The sequence below is a fragment of the Gordonia sp. NPDC003376 genome, from assembly GCF_053589235.1.
Genome location: NZ_JBSFRM010000015.1, coordinates 13,264 through 31,734, shown reverse-complemented (window position 1 = coordinate 31,734; position 18,471 = coordinate 13,264). Strand labels below are relative to the sequence as shown.

Genomic DNA, 18,471 nt, shown 5'->3' with positions numbered 1-18,471 from the left:
ATAGAAATCTGCGGGTCACACCGATCCGCGAACCGATGTCACACCAGATGTCACCCCCCGATGCCGAATCGGCATCCCGACACGGAGGCACAGCGAGATGACCACCGCGATGAACCGCAGCAACCACACCGAGTCCGACACCGACGACCTCGGCACCGTCATCAGCATGCGTGACGAGGGCACCGAGGAGGTGTCGGCACGCCTGCTGGCGTCGGCGGCGCGGCTGTCGCGCAATGCGATGACCGAGATCGACTGGTCGTTGCCGATGGATCCCGCCAAGTACGGCTGCAGCCCGGAGTGGTCCTCGCTCTACGGCACCGACTACTGGGACGAGCTCACCGAGGAACAGCGGATCTCGGTGACCCGCCACGAGTTCGCCTCGATCATGTGCATCGGCATCTGGTTCGAGATGATCCTGCAGGAGATGGTCGTCCGCGATCAGTACCTCGGCGACTACCACGGCTCGGAGTTCCAGTTCGCGCTGGTCGAGATCGCCGACGAGTGCCGCCACTCGATCATGTTCGCGAAGGCCAGTGAGAAGATGGTCGGCACGTCCTACAAGCCCAAGCGGGTCGTCGGCAGACTCGGCCGACTCTTCAAGGCCACGGCCAAGAACGAGGTCGCCTACGCCGGCATCCTCGTCGCCGAGGAGGTCCTCGACGTCTTCCAGCGTGGCTGCATGCGCGACGAGCGGGTCCTCGACTTCATCCGCACGGTCAACGAGATCCATGTGCTCGAGGAGTCGCGGCACATGAAGTTCGCCCGCGAGGAGGTACGCGAGTCGGTGAAGGGCATCGGCTGGGCCCGCCGACAGTTCAGTGCTCTCGTGATCGCCATGGGCGCGTACATGATCGTCACCAGCCTGGTGCAGAAGAAGGCCTACGCCGACGCCGGACTCGACGCCGATCGTGCCCGCCGCGAGATGGAGGGTAATACGCACTTCCACTCGATGATCCGCAGCAGCTGCACCCACCTGATGGAATTCCTCGACGAGGTGGGGCTGCTGACCCGCCCGGCGATGCGCTACTACCGGAAAGCGTTCATGCTCTGATGTTCGTCATCACCCAATCCTGTTGCAGCGACGCGGAATGCGTCTCGGTCTGTCCGGTCAACTGCATTCATCCGACGCCGGAGGAACGCGGATTCGGCAGCTCCGACATCCTGCACATCGACCCCGAGGCGTGTATCGACTGCGGTGCCTGCGCCGACGCCTGCCCGGTGGATGCGATCTTCCCCGCCGACAAACTCGGCCCGCGCGATCAGGTGTTCATCGACATCAACGCCGACTACTACAAGAACAACCCCGACGTGCGGTCGGGCTGGTCGCCGATCGGTACCACCGACGACGCCGACGGCCGCCCATCGATCAGCTACCCGGACATCCCGAAACTCCCTGGGGGACTGCGGATCGCACTGGTCGGGACCGGTCCGGCGGGCGGCTACGCGCTGCGGACCCTGCTCGACCGCACCGAGGCCGAGGTCACCGTGATCGACCGGCTGCCCACCGCGGGCGGTCTCGTGCGTGCGGGGGTGGCGCCGGATCATCCCGGGACGAAGGGTGTCCTGCGGGGCTTCGATCTTCTCTATCGCGACCAGAAGGTCACGATGGCCACCAATGTCGAGGTGGGCGATCCCGACACGCCGCGCGACGACCACGTCGGGGTGGTCTCGCCGGCCGAACTGGCCGACCACTTCGACGCCGTGTTCTATGCCGTCGGCGCGAGTGAGGCCCGGCGCCTGGGTGTTCCGGGTGAGGATCTGCCCGGCTCGACCTCGGCCACCGACCTCGTCGCCTGGTACAACGCCGTACCCGGTGCCGATGCCGCACCACCGCTCCGGCGGGGCACCGGCGACGACCCGGCCACCGGTCGTGCCGTCGTCGTCGGAACCGGGAACGTGGCCCTCGACGTGGCGCGGATCCTCGTCTCACCGCCGGAACTGTTGGCCACCACCGACATCGCCGACCGCGCCCTGGCGCTACTGCGGGAACAGAACGTCCACGAGGTGGTGCTGCTCGGCCGTCGTGACCAGGCCAACGCGGCCTACACCTCCGCCGAATACCGTGCGCTGTCGACGATCCCGGGAGTCGAGGTGGTGGTCCACGACGATCCCGACGCCGATCTGCCGGACTTCTCGGCACCTGCGTCGGCGTATCGTCGTCGGATCGTGTTCCTGTTCCACTCCGCTCCCGAGGAGATCATCGGCGAGAAGGGCGTCGAGGGGGTCGTGGTGACCTCCGGGACGCGACGGCACACGATCGCCACTGATCTCGTCGTGCGCTCCATCGGCTACCGATCGGTGCCGATCGCCGGATTGCCCTTCGACACCGACCGCGGCGTCTTCCCGAACACCGACGGCCGACTGCTCGACGCCGCCGGAACGGCGATCCCCGGTGCGTACGTACTCGGCTGGGCCAAGCGGGGACCGAGCGGCGGGATCGGCGCCAACAAGCAGTGTGCGCAGGACACCGTCGAGGAGTTCCTCGCCGACGCCGCCGCCGGGAAGCTGGTGCGCAGCCCGCGCGGGCCGGACGAGTTCGCCGCATTGCTGCGCAGCCGGACACGGCAGGTGATCGGCTACCGCGGGATGCGCGCCATCGACCGGATGGAACGCCGCCGCGGCGCCGAACAGGGCCGCCCACGTGTGAAGTTCACACGCGTCGCCGACATGGTGGGAGCCGCCGGTCTGCGCAAACGCTGACCACGGGATCGTCGGGGCGGTCTCACGACGGCCCGATGCGGCAAGTGAGGTGAACACAACTGGGATGTAACACCGGGGCAAGTCGCCCTTCACGTGGGCTCGGGACCCTGTCGTCATGTCCAGTACTCCGCACTTCCTGCAGGGCGTGTTCGCGTTCACCGGATCGGGTCTGTCCAAGCCCGCGCCGATCGATCCCACCCTGTCGTATGTGGTACCGCCGGGGATGACCGTTCAACCGCTGTACTTCCGGGGAGGGAACAGCAGCGATGAACTCGTCCACGTGACACTCATGCGTGACGGGAAGCCGATGCGGATGTTTCCGATGGGGGCGCGGGCCGCGGTCAACGTGCCGCTCCGGGTGGTCGAGGACGTCGACCCGGACTCGGTCCTCGAGCTCGTCCTCGCCGCACCTGAGGGGTGTGCCGGTGAGGTCGTGATCGACTTCGGAATGGTCATCATCTGATGGCGGTAGAGGCGCCGCATCGTCGGCTGGTGGTGGTCGGCAACGGAATGGCCGGCGCACGCACCGTTGAGGAGATCCTCGCCCGCGGTGGTGCCGACCAGTTCGACATCACGATGATCGGCGACGAACCGTACGGCAACTACAACCGCATCATGCTCAGCCATGTGCTGGCCGGCGAGACCACCGTCGACGACGCCGATCTCATGCTCAACCCGATGGCCTGGTACTCCGAGAACGGGGTCACGCTGCACGCCGGTGACCGGGCGGTGTCGATCGACCGGTTCGCCAAGACCGTCACCTGCGAGAGCGACCGGGTCATCGCCTTCGACGTGCTGATCATCGCGACCGGCTCGCATACGTTCTTCCCCAACATGGACGGCCTGCGGGAACCCGACGGTCGGCTGGCGCGTGGGGTTTTCGGCTTCCGCACCATCGCCGACACCAACGGCATGCTCGACTTGGCCACCTCGCGCGATCACGTGCGCGCGGTGGTCATCGGCGGCGGACTGCTGGGCCTCGAGGCGGCCTACGGCCTCAAGACCCAGGGTGTCGACGTCGACGTGGTGCATTCACCCGGCCACCTGATGAACCAGCAACTCGACGAGCGCGGCGGAAAGGTGTTGCGCAACAAGATCGAAGAGCTCGGCGTGGGGGTGTACACCGGAAAACGCACCACCGCGGTGCTGCGTGACGACGCGGGCGCGGTGTCGGGGGTGGGATTCACCGACGGCGGATCGCTGCACGCCGACATGATCGTGGTGACCGCCGGCATCCGACCCAATGTCGAGATTGCGCGGAGTGCCGGTCTCGTCGTCGAACGGGGCATCGTGGTCGACGACCAGATGCGCTGCGAGGACGAGGCATTCATCTACGCCGTCGGCGAGTGCGCCCAGCATCGCAGCGAGGTGTACGGACTGGTGGCGCCGCTGTGGGAGCAGGCGGTGGTGCTCGCCGATGTGATCACCGGGGCCGATCCGCGAGCGGAGTACCACGGTTCGCGGCTGACCACCAAACTCAAGGTCGCCGGTGTCGACGTCGCGGCGATGGGGGTCAAGGGCCCCGAACGCGAGGACGACGAGTTCGTCCAGTTCTACGAACCCAGGTCGGGGATCTACAAGAGCGTCGTGGTGCGCGACAACAAGCTGATCGGGGCGATGCTGCTCGGCGACATCTCCAAGGCCAACTTCCTCACCCAGGCCTTCGACGAGAAGGTGCCGTTGCCCGACGAGCGCATCTCGATGCTGTTCGACATGGGTACCCCCAGCGCCGAGACCGGTGCGGCCGAACTCGCCGACGACGTACAGGTGTGCAACTGCAACGGCGTCACCAAAGGCGATCTCGTGGCGTGTGTTCGCGGCGGTTGCACCAGCGTCGCCGAGGTGTGTGCGGCCACCCGCGCCGGCAAGGGCTGCGGGTCGTGTAAGGGCCTCGTCGCCGACATCGTCGAGTACGCGGCCGGTGATGCGCTGACCGTCGACGCCGCCGCCGACTGGTATGTGCCGTCCATCCCGCTGACCAAACCCGAACTGATCGATGCCATTCGGCGGCAGGACCTCCGGTCGGTGAGCGAGGTGTTCGCCGCGCTCGCGCCCGACGGGGAGGACGCCGCATCCAAGATGCCGCTCGCCTCGTTGCTGCGGGTGGTGTGGGGTGCCGACTGGAAACGTGAACCCGGTGCGTTGTTCGTCAACGACCGCGTGCACGCCAACATCCAACGCGACGGCACGTTCTCTGTGGTGCCGCAGATGAAGGGCGGGGTCACATCCCCGGATCAGTTGCGCAAGATCGCCGACGTCGCAGAGAAATACGACATCCCGATGATCAAGGCCACCGGCGGTCAGCGCCTGGATCTGTTGGGGGTCAAGAAAGAAGACCTGCCGAAGGTGTGGGCGGACCTGGGTATGCCGTCGGGATACGCCTACGGCAAGAGCTTCCGCACGGTGAAGACCTGTGTGGGCACCGACTATTGCCGCTTTGGGCTCGGGGATTCGACATCGCTGGGTATCGCCATCGAGTCCCGCTTCCAGGGCCTGGAGACCCCGGCGAAGCTCAAACTCGCCGTGACCGGCTGTCCGCGTAACTGTGCCGAGGCGCTGTGCAAGGACTTCGGGGTGGTCGCGGTGGGTGACGGCCGCTGGGAGATCTACGTCGGCGGTGCGGCCGGCGCGCACATCCGCAAGGGCGATCTGCTCGCCACCGTCGATTCGCCCGACGAAGTGGTTCGCCTGTGCGGCTTGTTCATCCAGTTCTACCGTGAAAACGCCAAGTGGCTCGAACGTACCTATGCGTGGGTGCCGCGGATCGGGATCGAGGAGATCGAGGAGATCATCGTCGCCGACCGCGACGGTCTGGTCGCCGGCCTGCAGGAGCGGATCGACGTCTCGATCGCCGGGTACGTCGACCCGTGGCTCGACCGGCAGGAGCCCAAGTCGGCGGCCCAGTTCACCTCGGCGCTCCCATTGTTGCCGCTGCCCCAGGTGCCGGTCCGATGACCGCCGTCGACCCGATCACGACCAGGCCTGTCGCGGTGGGTCCCGACACCGACCTCATGCCGGGCGAGGGGCGTGCATATGCGCTGGAGGACAGGCAGGTCGCGGTCTTCCGGATGACCGACGGCACGCTGCGTGCGACGTCGGCGGTGTGCCCGCACAAGGCCGGTCCACTGGCCGACGGTCAGTTCGACCTCGGCAAGGTGGTCTGCCCGCTGCATCAGTACGCCTTCTCCTTCGCCACCGGCGCCTGCTCGACCGACGGGATCGGAACCGTCGACACCTACCGGGCCGACGATCGCGACGGCCAGATCGTGGTGTGGGTCTGATACTTCGATGACAGCGTGGTCATCGATGTCCCGGACGACACCGACACCGCATCCCGGGTGCATGGGGGCCGGTATGCGATGAGGTGCCGTCCGGGACACCTTCGTCCTGGCTGTGGTCGCGTTGGCGAGTTCGGCCTGAGGAGGTTTCGACTCGACTCTTCGCTACGCTCATCGTCGGCTCAACCACCGTAGTGGTCGTCGCTCCCGCGTGTGCTGGTTTTGGTGGTTGAGCAGGACGACCCCAACGGTGGTCGAGCAGGGACCGAGCGGAGCGAGACTTCCATGGTGGTTGAGCCGGGACCGAGCGGAGCGAGGACCCGTGTCGAAACCTCGGTCACCCGAACACTATACGCAACCACAACGATCATCGGCGTTCCCACGGCCGCCGGGAAAACCACCGCAACGCATCGAAATCCCCGTCGATCAACGCCTTTCGTTTTGCTCGTGACCACCCCTGGACCTGCTTCTCGGCCTCATAAGCCTCGCCGATGTCGCCGAACTCCGCAAGATAGGCGACGCGCACGGGTCGTCGGCGGCGGGTGAAAGCAGCTCCGACACCGGTGTTGTGCTCGTGAAGTCTTCGCTCGATATTGCGAGTGCTGCCGACGTAGTAGCTTCCGTCGGCGCATTCCAAGATGTACATGAAGGCGCTCATGGGACCACTATCCGCGATGGCGAGCACCTGTCCCGCCGACGGTGTGGTCAGGTGTGGACAACGGCGTCGTTGGGGATGAGGGTGGTGATCGACGGTGTGGGCGGTGCGTCGTGGCCGGCTGGTGGGGTGTGTTGCCGAGGTTTCGACACGGGTCCTCGCGATGCTCGGTCCCGGCTCAACCATCGTCTGGTACTCGGGTCCTCGCGATGCTCGGTCCCGGCTCAACCACCGTGGAGGTGTCCTCGCGATGCTCGGTCCCGGCTCAACCATCGTGGAGGTGTCCTCGCGATGCTCGGTCCCGGCTCAACCATCGTCTGGTACTCGGGTCCTGCTCGACCACCGTCGAGGGTGCTCAACCATCGTCGGTCCTCGCTCCGGTCAGTACACGTCCCGCACATATCGCTTGTCGGCGGCGAGGGCTTTGACGTAGGACTCGGCGCTCTTCGCCGACAGCTTTCCATGTTGGGCGACAATGCCTTTGAGTGCCTCGTCGACGTCTTTGGCCATCCGGGACGCATCGCCACACACGTAGACGTGTGCGCCGTCGTGGAGCCACCGGTACAGCTCTTCACCGTGCTCGCGCATCCGGTCCTGGACATAGATCTTGCGCTCCTGGTCGCGGGAGAACGCGACGTCGAGGCGGGTGAGCAGGCCGTCGGAGAGCATCGACGTCATCTCGTCCCGGTAGTAGAAGTCGGTGGCCGAGTACTGCTCGCCGAAGAACAGCCAGTTGTGGCCTTCGTGGCCTCGTGCCCGGCGCTCGTTGAGGAATCCGCGGAACGGGGCGATGCCGGTGCCCGGCCCGATCATGATGGTCGGCGCATCAGGATCGGCCGGAGGCCCGAAATGGGTTGCCGACGTGACGAAGACGCCGATGTCCTGTTGCTCGTCGGCGTGGTCGGCGAGGAAGGTGGAGCACACCCCGCCACGGGTCTTACCGGCGTGGTCGTAACGGACCGTGGACACGGTCAGCTGAACCTCGTCGGTCTTCTCCAGCGGACTCGACGAGATCGAATACTGGCGTGGCGTGAGGGATTTGAACACATCCACCCATTCCTCGGCCGAGGCATGCACCGGGAACTCCGACAACACGTCCACCGTCTGGCGTCCCCACGACCAGTTGTCGAGTTGCCGCTTGTTGCCCGGAACCACCAGTTCACGCAACTCCGACGCCCCGTTGCGCTCGGCGACGAAGCGCAGGAGATCGGGTGTGATCTTGGCGAATTCGACGCGCTCACGCAGCGCACGACGCAAGGTCATCGGGTCGCCCCAGGCGGTGACCTTCTCGTCGCCGCTCAACCCGGTGACCGTGAGCCACTCGTCGATCAGGGTGTGGTTGTTGAGTGGCCACACGCCGAGTGCGTCGCCGGCGGTATAGCTGAGCTCGGCGAAAGGCAGCTCGAACGCGAAGTTCCGCACGTCCTTCTGTGATCCGGCGCCGTTGAGCCGGACGTTGCGGGTCAGGGTGGTGACGTACGGGTTCTTGCGCGAGTACGCCGACCCGGTCCGGATGGCCGGTGCGGCAGCGGAATCGGCGGGTTCGCTGACCACCACGACGCGATCCCCGGTGACCTCGGAGGTGGGTGCCTTGGCGCTCATCGCCACGATCACCTGCTCCAGCCATCCGCCGGCGGTCTCCTCGTAGTCGGGTTCGCAGTCGGCACGATCGGTGATCCGCCGACCACCCAGCGCATCGAGTCGCTCGTCGAGTTTGCGTCCGTGGCCGCAGAAGTCGTCGTAGCTGGAGTCACCGAAGGCGAGCACCGCATAGTCCACGCCGGACAGGTTCGGGGCGTCGTCGCCGGTGAGGACATCCCAGAACGACGACCCGTTGTCCGGGGGCTCACCGTCGCCGGTGGTGGATGTGACGAACAGCGTGGTCCCCGACAACGCGCTCACGTCCACCTGGTCCATCTCGCGGAACACCACATCGCGACCGGTCGCCTTGACGCGCTCGACACACGCGGTGGCGAACTCCTCGGCATTTCCGGTCTGCGACGCCCACGCGACGGTGACCGTCTCCGTCTCGGTCTCGGCATCGACGATCTCCCCGTCGGGAGTGGCCGGGCCGAGACCCGGTGCGCCACCGGCGGGCAGGGCCATTCCCGCCCCGGCGATGTGGCTGCGCGCGAACATGCCGGCGAGGATGCCGCCGACCCAGCTGCGGATCTCGGGGCGCAACGGCGCATCCGGAGGGACCGTGGGTGCGCCGGTGGGGTTGGCCCGCACCCCGGCGACGAGACCGGCGAGGTAGATCCGCTCGGACTCGGTGGGCTGCGGGGCGGCGACGTCGGCCACCCCGAGCGAGGCGGCGAGCACGTCGAGCACGTCCGGACTCCATCTGTGGGTTTCGGTGGGGGAATCGGATTCGGTTGGCGCCGAACCTGTGTCGGTGATACCGGGCTCGTCGGTGGGGACGGCGACCTTGGTGAGGGTCACCGCGCACACCTTGAACTCCGGTTGCTGCGACGCCTCGTCGATGGCATCGGAGGTCACTGCATTGATCGCCAGGTGCTCGCCGAACGAGTCGTTCCAGTGGAAGGGGACGAAGCAGTTGCCGGGTCGTACCCTGTCGGACACCTGCGCCGGGAGCACCGCCCGCCCGCGCCGCGACGCCACCTCGACCTTGTCGGCGGCACCGATCCCGAGACGTTCGGCGTCGTCGGGATGGATCTCGACGAACGGCCCGGGATTGAGCTTGTTGAGTTTGGCGACCTTTCCGGTCTTGGTCATCGTGTGCCATTGGTGCGCCAGCCGACCGGTGTTGAGCAGGATCGGGTAGTCGTCGTCGGGCATCTCGGCGGGCGCGATGTGCGGCCGGGCGAAGAACTGCGCCCGGCGATTCGGTGTGGCGAACGCCAGCCGCGGCACCGTTCCCTCGGGCAGCGTGTGCAGGGTCTGACTGACCCCGTCGTTGAGATATCGGACGGGATTGCGGGCGCCGTCGGCGGTGGGATCGGGCCGGTCGTCGGACGGCGGTGGGCACGGCCACTGCATCGGGGTGCTGCGCAACCGCTCATAGGTCACTCCGCGGAGGTCGTAACCCGTTCGGGGATTGGCGAATTCCTTGATCTCGGTGAAGATCTCCTCGGCACTGCGGTAGTCGAACGCCTCGCCGTATCCCATCTCGGTGGCGATCCGCGCGATGATCTGCCAGTCCGGCAAGGCCTGCCCGGGTGCGGCGACGGCCGGTTCGAACAGGGTGAGATTGCGTTCGGAGTTGATCATCACACCGGTGGACTCGGTCCACAGTGAGGCGGGCAGGATGACGTCGGCGTACTGGTTGGTCTCCACGTCGACAAAGGTGTCCTGGGTGATCACCAGGTCGGCTCGTTCGAGGCCCTCGATGACGGTCTTGCGGTTCGCCACGGAGGCAACGGGATTGGTGCAGATGATCCAGCACGCCTTGATCTCACCGTCGGCCATCCGGCGGAACATGTCGATGGTTCCGCCGCCGAGCCGGGTGTGCAGGGTGCCCGAAGGCACGCCCCACCGCTCCTCGACGAAGGCGCGGTCGTCGTCGGAGATCACCGCGCGCTGGCCGGGCAAACCCGGTCCCATGTAGCCCATCTCGCGTCCACCCATCGCATTGGGCTGCCCGGTGAGCGAGAACGGTCCGCTGCCCATCCGGCACAGTGCACCCGTGGCCAGGTGAAGGTTGATGAGCGCGTTGGTGTTCCAGGTGCCGTGCGTGGACTGGTTGAGGCCCATCGTCCAGCAGCTCATCCAGTTTTCGGCGGTGCCGATGAGGTCGGCGGCCCGGCGCAGGTCGGCCTCGTCCACGCCGCAGATCTCGGCGACCACCGACGGCGGGTACTGCGCGGCGAACTCCGGCATCTGCTCGAAGCCGTCGGTGAACTCGGCGATGAAATCGGGGTCGGTGTGGCCGTTCTCGACGATCAGGTGCAGCAGACCGTTGAGCAGGGCGAGGTCGGTGCCGCCGTTCACCTGCAGGAACAGGTCGGCCTTGTCGGCGGTGGCGGTGCGCCGCGGGTCGACGACGATGAGTTTGGCGCCGGCCTTGACGCGATCCATCATGCGCAGGAACAGGATCGGATGACAGTCGGCCATGTTGGCGCCGATCACGAAGAACACGTCGGCGTGGTCGAAGTCCTGGTAGGAGCCGGGCGGGGCATCGGATCCGAGCGACTGTTTGTATCCGGTGCCGGCGCTGGCCATACACAGGCGGGAGTTGGACTCGATCTGGTTGGTGCCGATGAACCCCTTGGCGAGTTTGTTGGTGAGGTACTGCGCTTCCAGGGACATCTGCCCGGATACATACAGCGCGACCGAGTCGGGGCCGTGCTCGTCGACGATCGCCCGCAGTCGCCGGGCGGTGTGGGTGATGGTGGTGTCGATGTCGGCGGGTTCGGGGTCGGCCCCCCGATGGGCGCGCACCAGGGGGGCCTCGAGGCGGCCACCGGCGTTGAGCATGTCGGCGGTGGTCGAGCCCTTGGTGCACAGCCGACCGAAGTTGGTGGGGTGGTCCTTGCGGCCGCCGGCCTTGATCACCCGCAGCGGCAATGAGCCGGGTGCGGCGTCGTCGGAGAGTGTCAGATCCATGCCGCACCCCACGCCGCAGTAGGCACAGAGGGAAGATCGCGTGTCGGCACTCGTCACGACATCCAGGATTCGCGGCGTGTGTTTCGCGACTCGGTTGAGCCGGTTACGTGACCGTCACCGTGATCTCACACGGGCCCGCGCGGCGTGTGCGGGCCGGCAGACCGGGCACCGCCACCGCCGAACGGCGCGTGCCCCGCGTCTCCTGCGGGACGACGACGGGACGACGGTGCGAACAGCCCGATGCCCGGGGTCGGCGTCCGATGATCCCAGGATCGCCCCGCGTGGGCATTTCCGCCGGGCGAACTGCCCAAATGACGTCCGCGCGTCGCTCAGCGGTCTCTTAGTCGTTGCCGATAGAACTGTATGTATGCGCATCCTGGTGGTCGACGACGATCGAGCTGTTCGTGAGTCCCTCCGACGGTCGCTGACGTTCAACGGATACACCGTCGACACGGCGGGGGACGGCATCGAGGCCCTGGAGAAGATCGTCGCCGAGCGCCCTGACGTCGCGATCCTCGACGTCATGATGCCCCGGCTCGACGGGCTGGAGGTGTGCCGCCGACTCCGGTCGACCGGTGACGATCTGCCGATCCTGGTGCTCACCGCCCGGGACTCGGTGTCCGAGCGTGTCGCGGGCCTCGACGCCGGCGCCGACGACTATCTCCCCAAGCCCTTCGCGATGGAGGAGCTGCTGGCGCGCCTGCGAGCGCTGCTGCGGCGCGCGGGCCCGGAGGACGGTGCCGACTCGGAGACCCTGACCTTTGCCGATCTGTCGCTCGATCCGGTGACCCGCGACGTGTTCCGTGCCGAACGCCAGATCAGCCTCACCCGCACCGAGTTCGCCCTGCTCGAGATGCTGATGGCCAATCCCCGGCGGGTGCTCTCGCGCAGCCGGATCCTCGAGGAGGTGTGGGGTTATGACTTCCCGACCTCCGGCAACGCCCTCGAGGTGTACGTCGGCTACCTGCGTCGCAAGACCGAGGCGGAGGGTGAGTCCCGTCTGATCCACACCGTGCGCGGCGTCGGATATGTCCTGCGTGAGACCCCGCCGTAGTGAGTGCTTCCGGTCATTTCCATCAGGTCACCGACGCCCACACGCGTGCGGAGGGCCCGGGCCGCCCGCGCCCCGACACTGCTGCGTCGACCAGAACCAGCGGGCCGACCGGCGAGACCGATCGTCGACCCCGGTGGACGTGGTGGTCGCGACTGCGTGAGCGCCGGCGTCTCGGTGAGATGCGGGCCCCGCTGCTGCTGACCCGGTCGGTGTCGTTGCGGCTGCGCGTGACCGCGTTGTCGGCGACGGTGGTGCTCGCCGCGGTGACCCTGATGGGTGTGGCCGCCTATTTCGTGGTCTACCGCGCGCTGTACAACGAGGTCGACGCCGGTCTGGAGAGTCGCGCCGACGGCATGACGGTGCTGGCCAAGAACGGTGTGCTGGCCAAACGGCCGGACACGCTGATCACCGGAACGGTGTTCTCCACCAGCATCTCGATCATGCTGCTGAACCCGTCGGGTGTGGGGCCCTACATCGGGGACGTGCCGTTCGGCGACGTCGAACGCAAGATCGCGGAGTCGCCCAACGCGCCCGGATCCAATCCGCAGAGCCTGCGCACCGTCGACAACAGCCGCGTCCTGGCTCGCAAGCTCGACGACGGCAGCACTCTGATCCTGGCGCAGTCGCTGGTCCGCACCGACCGCATCCTCAAACGGCTCGCGTGGGTGCTGCTCGTGGTGGGTTGCGGTGGTGTCGCGCTCGCGGCCCTGGCCGGGACCACGGTGGCCCGCGCCGGGCTGAGACCCGTGGCCCGGTTGACCCGGGCGACAGCGCGGGTGGCCCGCACACAGGACCTCACGCCGATCCCGGTGACCGGCAAGGACGAGTTGGCGCATCTGACCGAGAGTTTCAACACGATGCTGCGCGCGGTGGCCGAATCCCGCGACCAGCAGGCGCGACTCGTCGCCGACGCCGGTCACGAACTGCGGACACCGCTCACCTCGTTGCGGACCAATCTCGAATTGCTGATCGCCTCGAGTGCGCCCGGTGCGCCCACGGTTCCCGCCGCCGACATGGTGGAGCTGCGCTCGGATGTGATGGCACAGATCGAGGAACTCTCGACGCTGGTCGGCGACCTGGTGGATCTCGCCCGTGCCGATGCCCCCGAGGTGGTGCACGAGGAGGTCGATCTCACCGAGGTGCTCGAGGGCGCACTCGAGCGGGTGCGGCGTCGGCGCACCGACGTGGAGTTCGACGTCACGATGGTGCCCTGGTTCGTCTTCGGTGATCGGCAGGGACTGTCCCGCGCGGTGCTGAACATCCTGGACAACGCGGCCAAGTGGTCCCCGCGCGGCCGGCACGTCGGGGTGTCGCTGATCCAGGTGTCCCCGGGTACCGCCGAGCTCGCCGTCGCCGACGCCGGCCCGGGGATCCCGCCTGAGGATCGGGTGCTGGTGTTCGAACGCTTCTATCGCTCCACCCAGTCCCGGTCGATGCCGGGATCCGGTCTGGGCCTCGCGATCGTGCGGCAGGTGGTGGAACGTCTCGGTGGCAGTGTGCGCGCCGAACAGTCCGACCTCGGCGGGGCACTCATCCGAATGACGTTGCCGGGCCGACCCGCTCCGGCGGAACCATCTCCACAGGTGGTTCGTCAGTAGGGATGGAAGCGACTTCGAGTTCGGCCGACCACCCGGATGGTTCATCCCCTAGGGTTGTCTGCGCGGTACCGCGAAGCGCAGAGTCCCGGTCTGACCTGGTCGGGAAACGGATGTAGATCACGACAGATATGGGGTAGACGACGATGACGGGTGGAGGTTCGCACCGCGGCCCCTTCGACGGCGAGAACGACCCGGGCCGGCCCGGACAGTCGGGGCAGTCAGGGCAGCCGGGTGGTCCCAACACGGGAGGGTTCCCGGCGAGCGGCGGTGCACCCTGGGAACGTGGTGCGGGTTTCGGTGACCCGACGACCCAGGGTTCGCCGGGCGGCTATCCCGGCCCGACCCCGGCCCCCGGTGCCACACCTCCTCCCGGTGCGTCCCCTGTTCAGTACGGCCAGCCCGGGGCGGTGCCCCCGACCAGCCGGTTCGGGTCCGATCCGTACGGCACCCCGACCACGGCGGGATTCCCGTCGAACACCGGCCCGATTCCGGTGACCGGCGCTCCCGCAGGCGGTTTCGGCGATCCGGGCGCCCCGCTCGGGGAACCGGCGCAGCCGCCCGCCAAGAAGAAGTCCCGGGCGGGGGTGGGCGCGGCACTCGTCGGCGGTGCCCTGGTGATCGGTCTGGTCGCCGGTGGGATCGGCGGATTCGTCGGCTCGCGCGTCGGCGACGACTCGTCGTCGACGGTGGCCAACAGCCAGCCGCTCGGCGGTGACCCCAGCGCCACCGACACCCAGCCGGTGCAGGCCCCGGCCGGATCCACCCAGGAGGTGGCCGCCAAGGTGCTGCCGTCGGTGGTGTCGATCGAGGTGGTCTCCGGCAACGAGCAGGGCAGCGGATCGGGCGTGGTGCTGACCGCCGACGGCGTGGTCATGACCAACAACCATGTGGTCAGCGGCTCCGACGGTCGCCCGGCGAGCAAGGTCACGGTGAACTTCTCCGACGGTTCCCGGGCGTCGGCACGAGTACTCGGCACCGACGCGATCTCCGACATCGCAGTGCTCAAGGTGGACAAGGCCGGTCTGACGCCGATCCAGGTGGGCACCTCCAAGAACCTCGCCGTGGGCCAGGACGTGATCGCGATCGGTGCGCCGCTGGGTCTCGACGGCACCGTGACCACCGGCATCATCAGCGCCCTCGACCGCCCGGTGTCGACGTCGCGGGAGGGTGGCACCACCTCGGTGATCGACGCCATCCAGACCGACGCCGCGATCAATCCCGGCAACTCCGGTGGCGCGCTGGTGAATGCCCGGGGTGCGCTGATCGGGATCAACACCGCCATCGCGACCCTCGGCGGCACGCAGACACAGCAGAGTGGGAGTATCGGCCTGGGCTTCGCCATCCCGATCGATCAGGCCATGCGGATCGCCGACGAACTCCGCCAGACCGGCAAGGCCACCCACGCGGGGCTCGGGGTGTCGGTGCGCCCGAGCGGTGACTCCTCGTCACCGGGTGCCCTGGTCTCCGACGTCACCGCGAACGGCCCGGCCGCGGCAGCCGGAATCCCGAAGGGCGCGGTCATCACCAAGGTGGACGATCGCACCATCACCTCGGGTGACGCGTTGGTGGCCGCGGTGCGGTCGCATGCACCGGGAGACCGCGTGACGGTGACCTATCAGGTGGGTGGGCAGACCCGGACCGCCGAGGTGACCCTGGCGACGCTGGAGTCGAACTGAGGCGACGCCGACGAACGATCCACGAACGCGAACGTGCCGACCACATCCGTCGGTCGGTGAGAGAGGACGAAGGCCATGACGAGTGATTCCGACTTTCAGGTGATCGGGACCACCGCCACCGGCGATCCCCGTTTCGGGGCGCCGGAAGCGGAGGTCACCCCGGAGGTGGATCCCGCCGACGTCGTCGCCGCCGACGCCGCGGCTCGAGAGTTTGCGGCACGTCAGACACGGGGAGCGGTGGTGCCCGGTGGTGACGAGGTCGGCCGTGCCCTGGTGGTTGTCGTCGACGATCGCGCCGCACACGGGGAGACCGAGAGCCCGCTGGGTCCGCTGGTGGGGGAACTACTGGCGGAGTCGGGCTTCCATGTGGACGCGACGATCGTGGTGTCGGGGGATGAGGTGGAGATCCGCAATGCCCTCAACACCGCGGTGATCGGCGGTGTCGATCTGGTGGTGTCGGTGGGCGGCGTGGGTGTCGGTGCCCGGGATGTGACGCCGGAGGCCACCGAATCGCTGCTCGACCGTCGTCTGCGGGGCATCGAGGAAGCGGTCCGCAGCTCGGGTCTGGCCGCGGGTGCGACCGACGGTGGACTTTCACGCGGGCTGGCCGGAATCTCCGGGCAGACCCTGGTGGTGAACATCGCCGACTCCCGTGCCGCGGTGCGCGACGGAATGGCGACCGTCGCCCCGTTGGCGAAATATGTGATCGCCAACATCAGCGAGTTCTGAATCCCGTTGATCATGAGTGGTGACGAATCGGGCTCGGCGGCGCCGGACTCAGGATCCGGATCGAGCGGCGACGGTGAGGTGGGCCACGATGAGGCCCACCCGGCGTCGCTTCCCGATGGTGGCCCCGACCACCCGTCGGGCCACGTCACGGGCGTCGCCGCAGGGGAAACGGCAGATGCCCGACGGTCGGCACGACGCGATCGACGCAGAGATGAGGTCTTCGGAGACGATCTTCCGGAGACGACTCAGGATGAACGTGGCCAAGATCACAATTCGATCTCGAGATCATGGTACGACGAGCAGCGTCCGCCTCATTACGAATGAGCAACGGCCGATCGGGGCGTTCGGTTCAGCCAGTTTTCCTGCTGTTTACTTTGTCATTGGTGGATCATTCATGCGCGCTTGTGCATGTCGCATGAATCAAACCTGAGACACGGCTGATTTCAGCTGTTGCCCTCTTTGTGACCTCTCAGATACCGTTCCGCAGGACAGCTACCGGCGTCGGCGTCCACTTCGGGATGTCGGGGAGTCGGTGTCCTGTGGAATACGGGTGTGTTCCGCAGTGACGGTGGGGAGTGTTCACGCCACGGTTACACGGTGAATTCTTATCTGTAACCGGTGGCGGTGAGGATTCCCGCGAGCCGTCAGGGTCACCCGACGGACACGGATACGTGTCCGTCGGATAACAGCCGAATCCTGTGAGAGGGAACGAATGAGCAAGTTCAGCAAGCTTGGGCTGCGCCGTGCTGCGGGGGCATGCGCCGTCGTCGCCGCTGCCGCTGTGGGCGTGGCCGGCATGGGTGCAGGTCACGCAGAGGCCGCGCCATTGCAGAGTGGTTACAAGTCGGCCAGTGGCATCGACGGTGAGAAGGTCCAGACCTGGCGCAAGAACGAGTCCCAGTACTCGGTCGCGCGGGTTGCGGCCAACGGCCTCGGCCGCACCGCGCTGGTCTCCGGCACCTACACCACCCAGGCGAGCGAAGGCGTCGGCGGCAAGCTGTACGTGGGCTTCCTGGTCGGCTGCCAGGTGGACGTCAGTGGTATCAAGGTCGGCGGCAACTCCGGTATCTCCGCCACCCTGGGCGCTTCTCCCTCGATCAGTGCCAGCGGCTCGCTGAGCATCCCGCTCGCGCCGGGTGAGGCCTCCCTCTACAGCGTGACCTCCAAGTCCCTCAAGGACGGATCGGCCACCATCCAGCTGTCGGACTTCGAGCTGGAGTTCCCGAACTGCGGCGGCTACGCCTCTGCTCGCTCGGTGGTCCTGACCCGCGCGGTCGCCGGCTACGAGGTCAACGATGACGACGACACCATCGACGGTTCGGGCACCCTGATCCAGTCGACCCTGTATGGCCAGCCCTTCTTCGTCAGCTGACGAAGCAGATAACCCAGTTTCTCGAGTTTCTCTGCTTCCTAGGCAGATCTACATTCCACGAAGGGGAATCATGAACAAGATCATCACCCGCCGCGTGGCTGCGGGCGTCGGTCTCGCCGGCGCCGCTGTCATGGGTGTGAGTGCCCTGGGCACCGGCGCTGCGGCTGCCGGTCCGGTGGCCGGCACCACCATCACCAAGACCCTGGTCGACGGCACCCCGGTCAAGATCCAGCTGTTCGACCAGAGCGTCAACTACCAGAAGTCGATCGTCGAGTCGTTCAACCTGGTCCGTGAGGTCTGGGTGTCCGGCAAGGTGCGCGTCACCGTCGGCGGCAAGGCCGAGGGCGGCAACATCGCCGCCGGCTACATCGTCGGTTGCCAGGTTCATGTGGGCGTCGAGGGCGGTGGCGGTGCGGATACCGGTGCTTCGTCCGAACTGAGCACCAGTGGTCCCAGCACGCCGGAACCGTCGCTGGGCGGCAATGTCGGTGCCAGCCTGTCCCTCGGCCCCGGCCAGGCCGGTACCGTATGGCTGATCAACACCACCGACAGCGACGATGACGCCGTCAACGACTACACCTTCACCGGCAGCCAGGGTGGCGTCGCCTACAGCCAGGAGACCTTCAAGGTCTCCAACTGCGGTGGTTACGCCGAGGCCAAGGCCAAGATCAAGGTGACCGTCGACACCGGCTCGGTCAAGGGCATCGTGACCCTGTACGGCAAGCCGTTCAGCCTGGGCTGATCGCACACCGTGCGACCTCCGCTGGGATGACAGCGGTGCCGTGAGGCAAAGCCGAAGGGCGGGAACCGGATTCCGGTTCCCGCCCTTTCGCATGTCCGGAA

General features: G+C 67.2%; 14 protein-coding genes. 11 read left to right on the top strand and 3 right to left on the bottom strand.

Annotated elements, in window-relative coordinates; genetic code table 11:
* Positions 1–97 precede the first annotated feature (97 nt).
* The 5 genes from ACWDUA_RS15790 to ACWDUA_RS15770 all read left to right on the top strand — a co-directional run bounded on the left by ACWDUA_RS15790 (position 98) and on the right by ACWDUA_RS15770 (position 5,981).
* On the top strand, positions 98–1,051 hold the full coding sequence (locus ACWDUA_RS15790; protein ID WP_449751942.1) for an AurF N-oxygenase family protein: 954 nt from the start codon (positions 98–100) through the stop codon (positions 1,049–1,051).
* Positions 1,051–2,700: an FAD-dependent oxidoreductase gene (locus ACWDUA_RS15785; RefSeq protein WP_449751941.1), complete on the top strand. Its 1,650-nt coding sequence runs from the start codon at positions 1,051–1,053 to the stop codon at positions 2,698–2,700. The genes ACWDUA_RS15790 and ACWDUA_RS15785 overlap by 1 nt, the downstream gene beginning before the upstream one ends.
* A gap of 115 nt (positions 2,701–2,815) precedes the next feature.
* Positions 2,816–3,163, top strand: coding sequence for a molybdopterin oxidoreductase (locus tag ACWDUA_RS15780; protein WP_449751940.1), 348 nt, complete (start codon positions 2,816–2,818; stop codon positions 3,161–3,163).
* Entirely contained in the window at positions 3,163–5,655 is a 2,493-nt protein-coding gene (nirB, locus tag ACWDUA_RS15775; RefSeq protein ID WP_449751939.1) for a nitrite reductase large subunit NirB, read from the top strand. The genes ACWDUA_RS15780 and nirB overlap by 1 nt, the downstream gene beginning before the upstream one ends.
* Positions 5,652–5,981: a Rieske (2Fe-2S) protein gene (locus ACWDUA_RS15770; protein WP_449751938.1), complete on the top strand. Its 330-nt coding sequence runs from the start codon at positions 5,652–5,654 to the stop codon at positions 5,979–5,981. Before nirB ends, ACWDUA_RS15770 begins: the two co-directional genes overlap by 4 nt.
* A 364-nt stretch (positions 5,982–6,345) precedes the next feature.
* On the opposite strand, the gene ACWDUA_RS15765 is transcribed toward ACWDUA_RS15770, so the two are convergent.
* On the bottom strand, positions 6,346–6,636 hold the full coding sequence (locus ACWDUA_RS15765; protein WP_449751937.1) for a GIY-YIG nuclease family protein: 291 nt from the start codon (positions 6,634–6,636) through the stop codon (positions 6,346–6,348).
* A gap of 378 nt (positions 6,637–7,014) precedes the next feature.
* Positions 7,015–11,199, bottom strand: a complete 4,185-nt coding sequence (locus ACWDUA_RS15760) for a molybdopterin-dependent oxidoreductase (RefSeq protein ID WP_449751936.1) — start codon at positions 11,197–11,199, stop codon at positions 7,015–7,017.
* A 367-nt stretch (positions 11,200–11,566) separates the two neighbouring features.
* Here ACWDUA_RS15760 and ACWDUA_RS15755 point away from each other — a divergent pair, with 367 nt between their 5' ends.
* From ACWDUA_RS15755 to ACWDUA_RS15740, 4 genes are all read left to right on the top strand, one after another.
* Positions 11,567–12,253, top strand: a complete 687-nt coding sequence (locus tag ACWDUA_RS15755) for a response regulator transcription factor (protein WP_449751935.1) — start codon at positions 11,567–11,569, stop codon at positions 12,251–12,253.
* 179 nt (positions 12,254–12,432) lie between these two features.
* Entirely contained in the window at positions 12,433–13,851 is a 1,419-nt protein-coding gene (locus ACWDUA_RS15750; protein WP_449752035.1) for an ATP-binding protein, read from the top strand.
* Positions 13,852–13,994: 143 nt separating this feature from the next.
* Positions 13,995–15,527 (top strand): S1C family serine protease, encoded by a 1,533-nt coding sequence (locus tag ACWDUA_RS15745; RefSeq protein ID WP_449751934.1) that lies wholly within the window; start codon positions 13,995–13,997, stop codon positions 15,525–15,527.
* Positions 15,528–15,602: 75 nt separating this feature from the next.
* The gene (locus ACWDUA_RS15740; protein WP_449751933.1) at positions 15,603–16,256 is read left to right on the top strand and encodes a MogA/MoaB family molybdenum cofactor biosynthesis protein; all 654 of its coding nucleotides are present in this window, start codon (positions 15,603–15,605) and stop codon (positions 16,254–16,256) included.
* A gap of 48 nt (positions 16,257–16,304) precedes the next feature.
* Here ACWDUA_RS15740 and ACWDUA_RS15735 read toward each other — a convergent pair whose 3' ends face one another.
* Complete coding sequence (locus tag ACWDUA_RS15735) at positions 16,305–16,520, bottom strand: hypothetical protein (RefSeq protein ID WP_449751932.1); 216 nt, start codon at positions 16,518–16,520, stop codon at positions 16,305–16,307.
* A 448-nt stretch (positions 16,521–16,968) separates the two neighbouring features.
* On the opposite strand from ACWDUA_RS15735, the gene ACWDUA_RS15730 reads away from it, so the two are divergent.
* Positions 16,969–17,628: an MspA family porin gene (locus ACWDUA_RS15730; RefSeq protein ID WP_449751931.1), complete on the top strand. Its 660-nt coding sequence runs from the start codon at positions 16,969–16,971 to the stop codon at positions 17,626–17,628.
* A gap of 70 nt (positions 17,629–17,698) precedes the next feature.
* Positions 17,699–18,370: an MspA family porin gene (locus ACWDUA_RS15725; RefSeq protein ID WP_449751930.1), complete on the top strand. Its 672-nt coding sequence runs from the start codon at positions 17,699–17,701 to the stop codon at positions 18,368–18,370.
* The last annotated feature ends 101 nt before the right edge of the window (positions 18,371–18,471 follow it).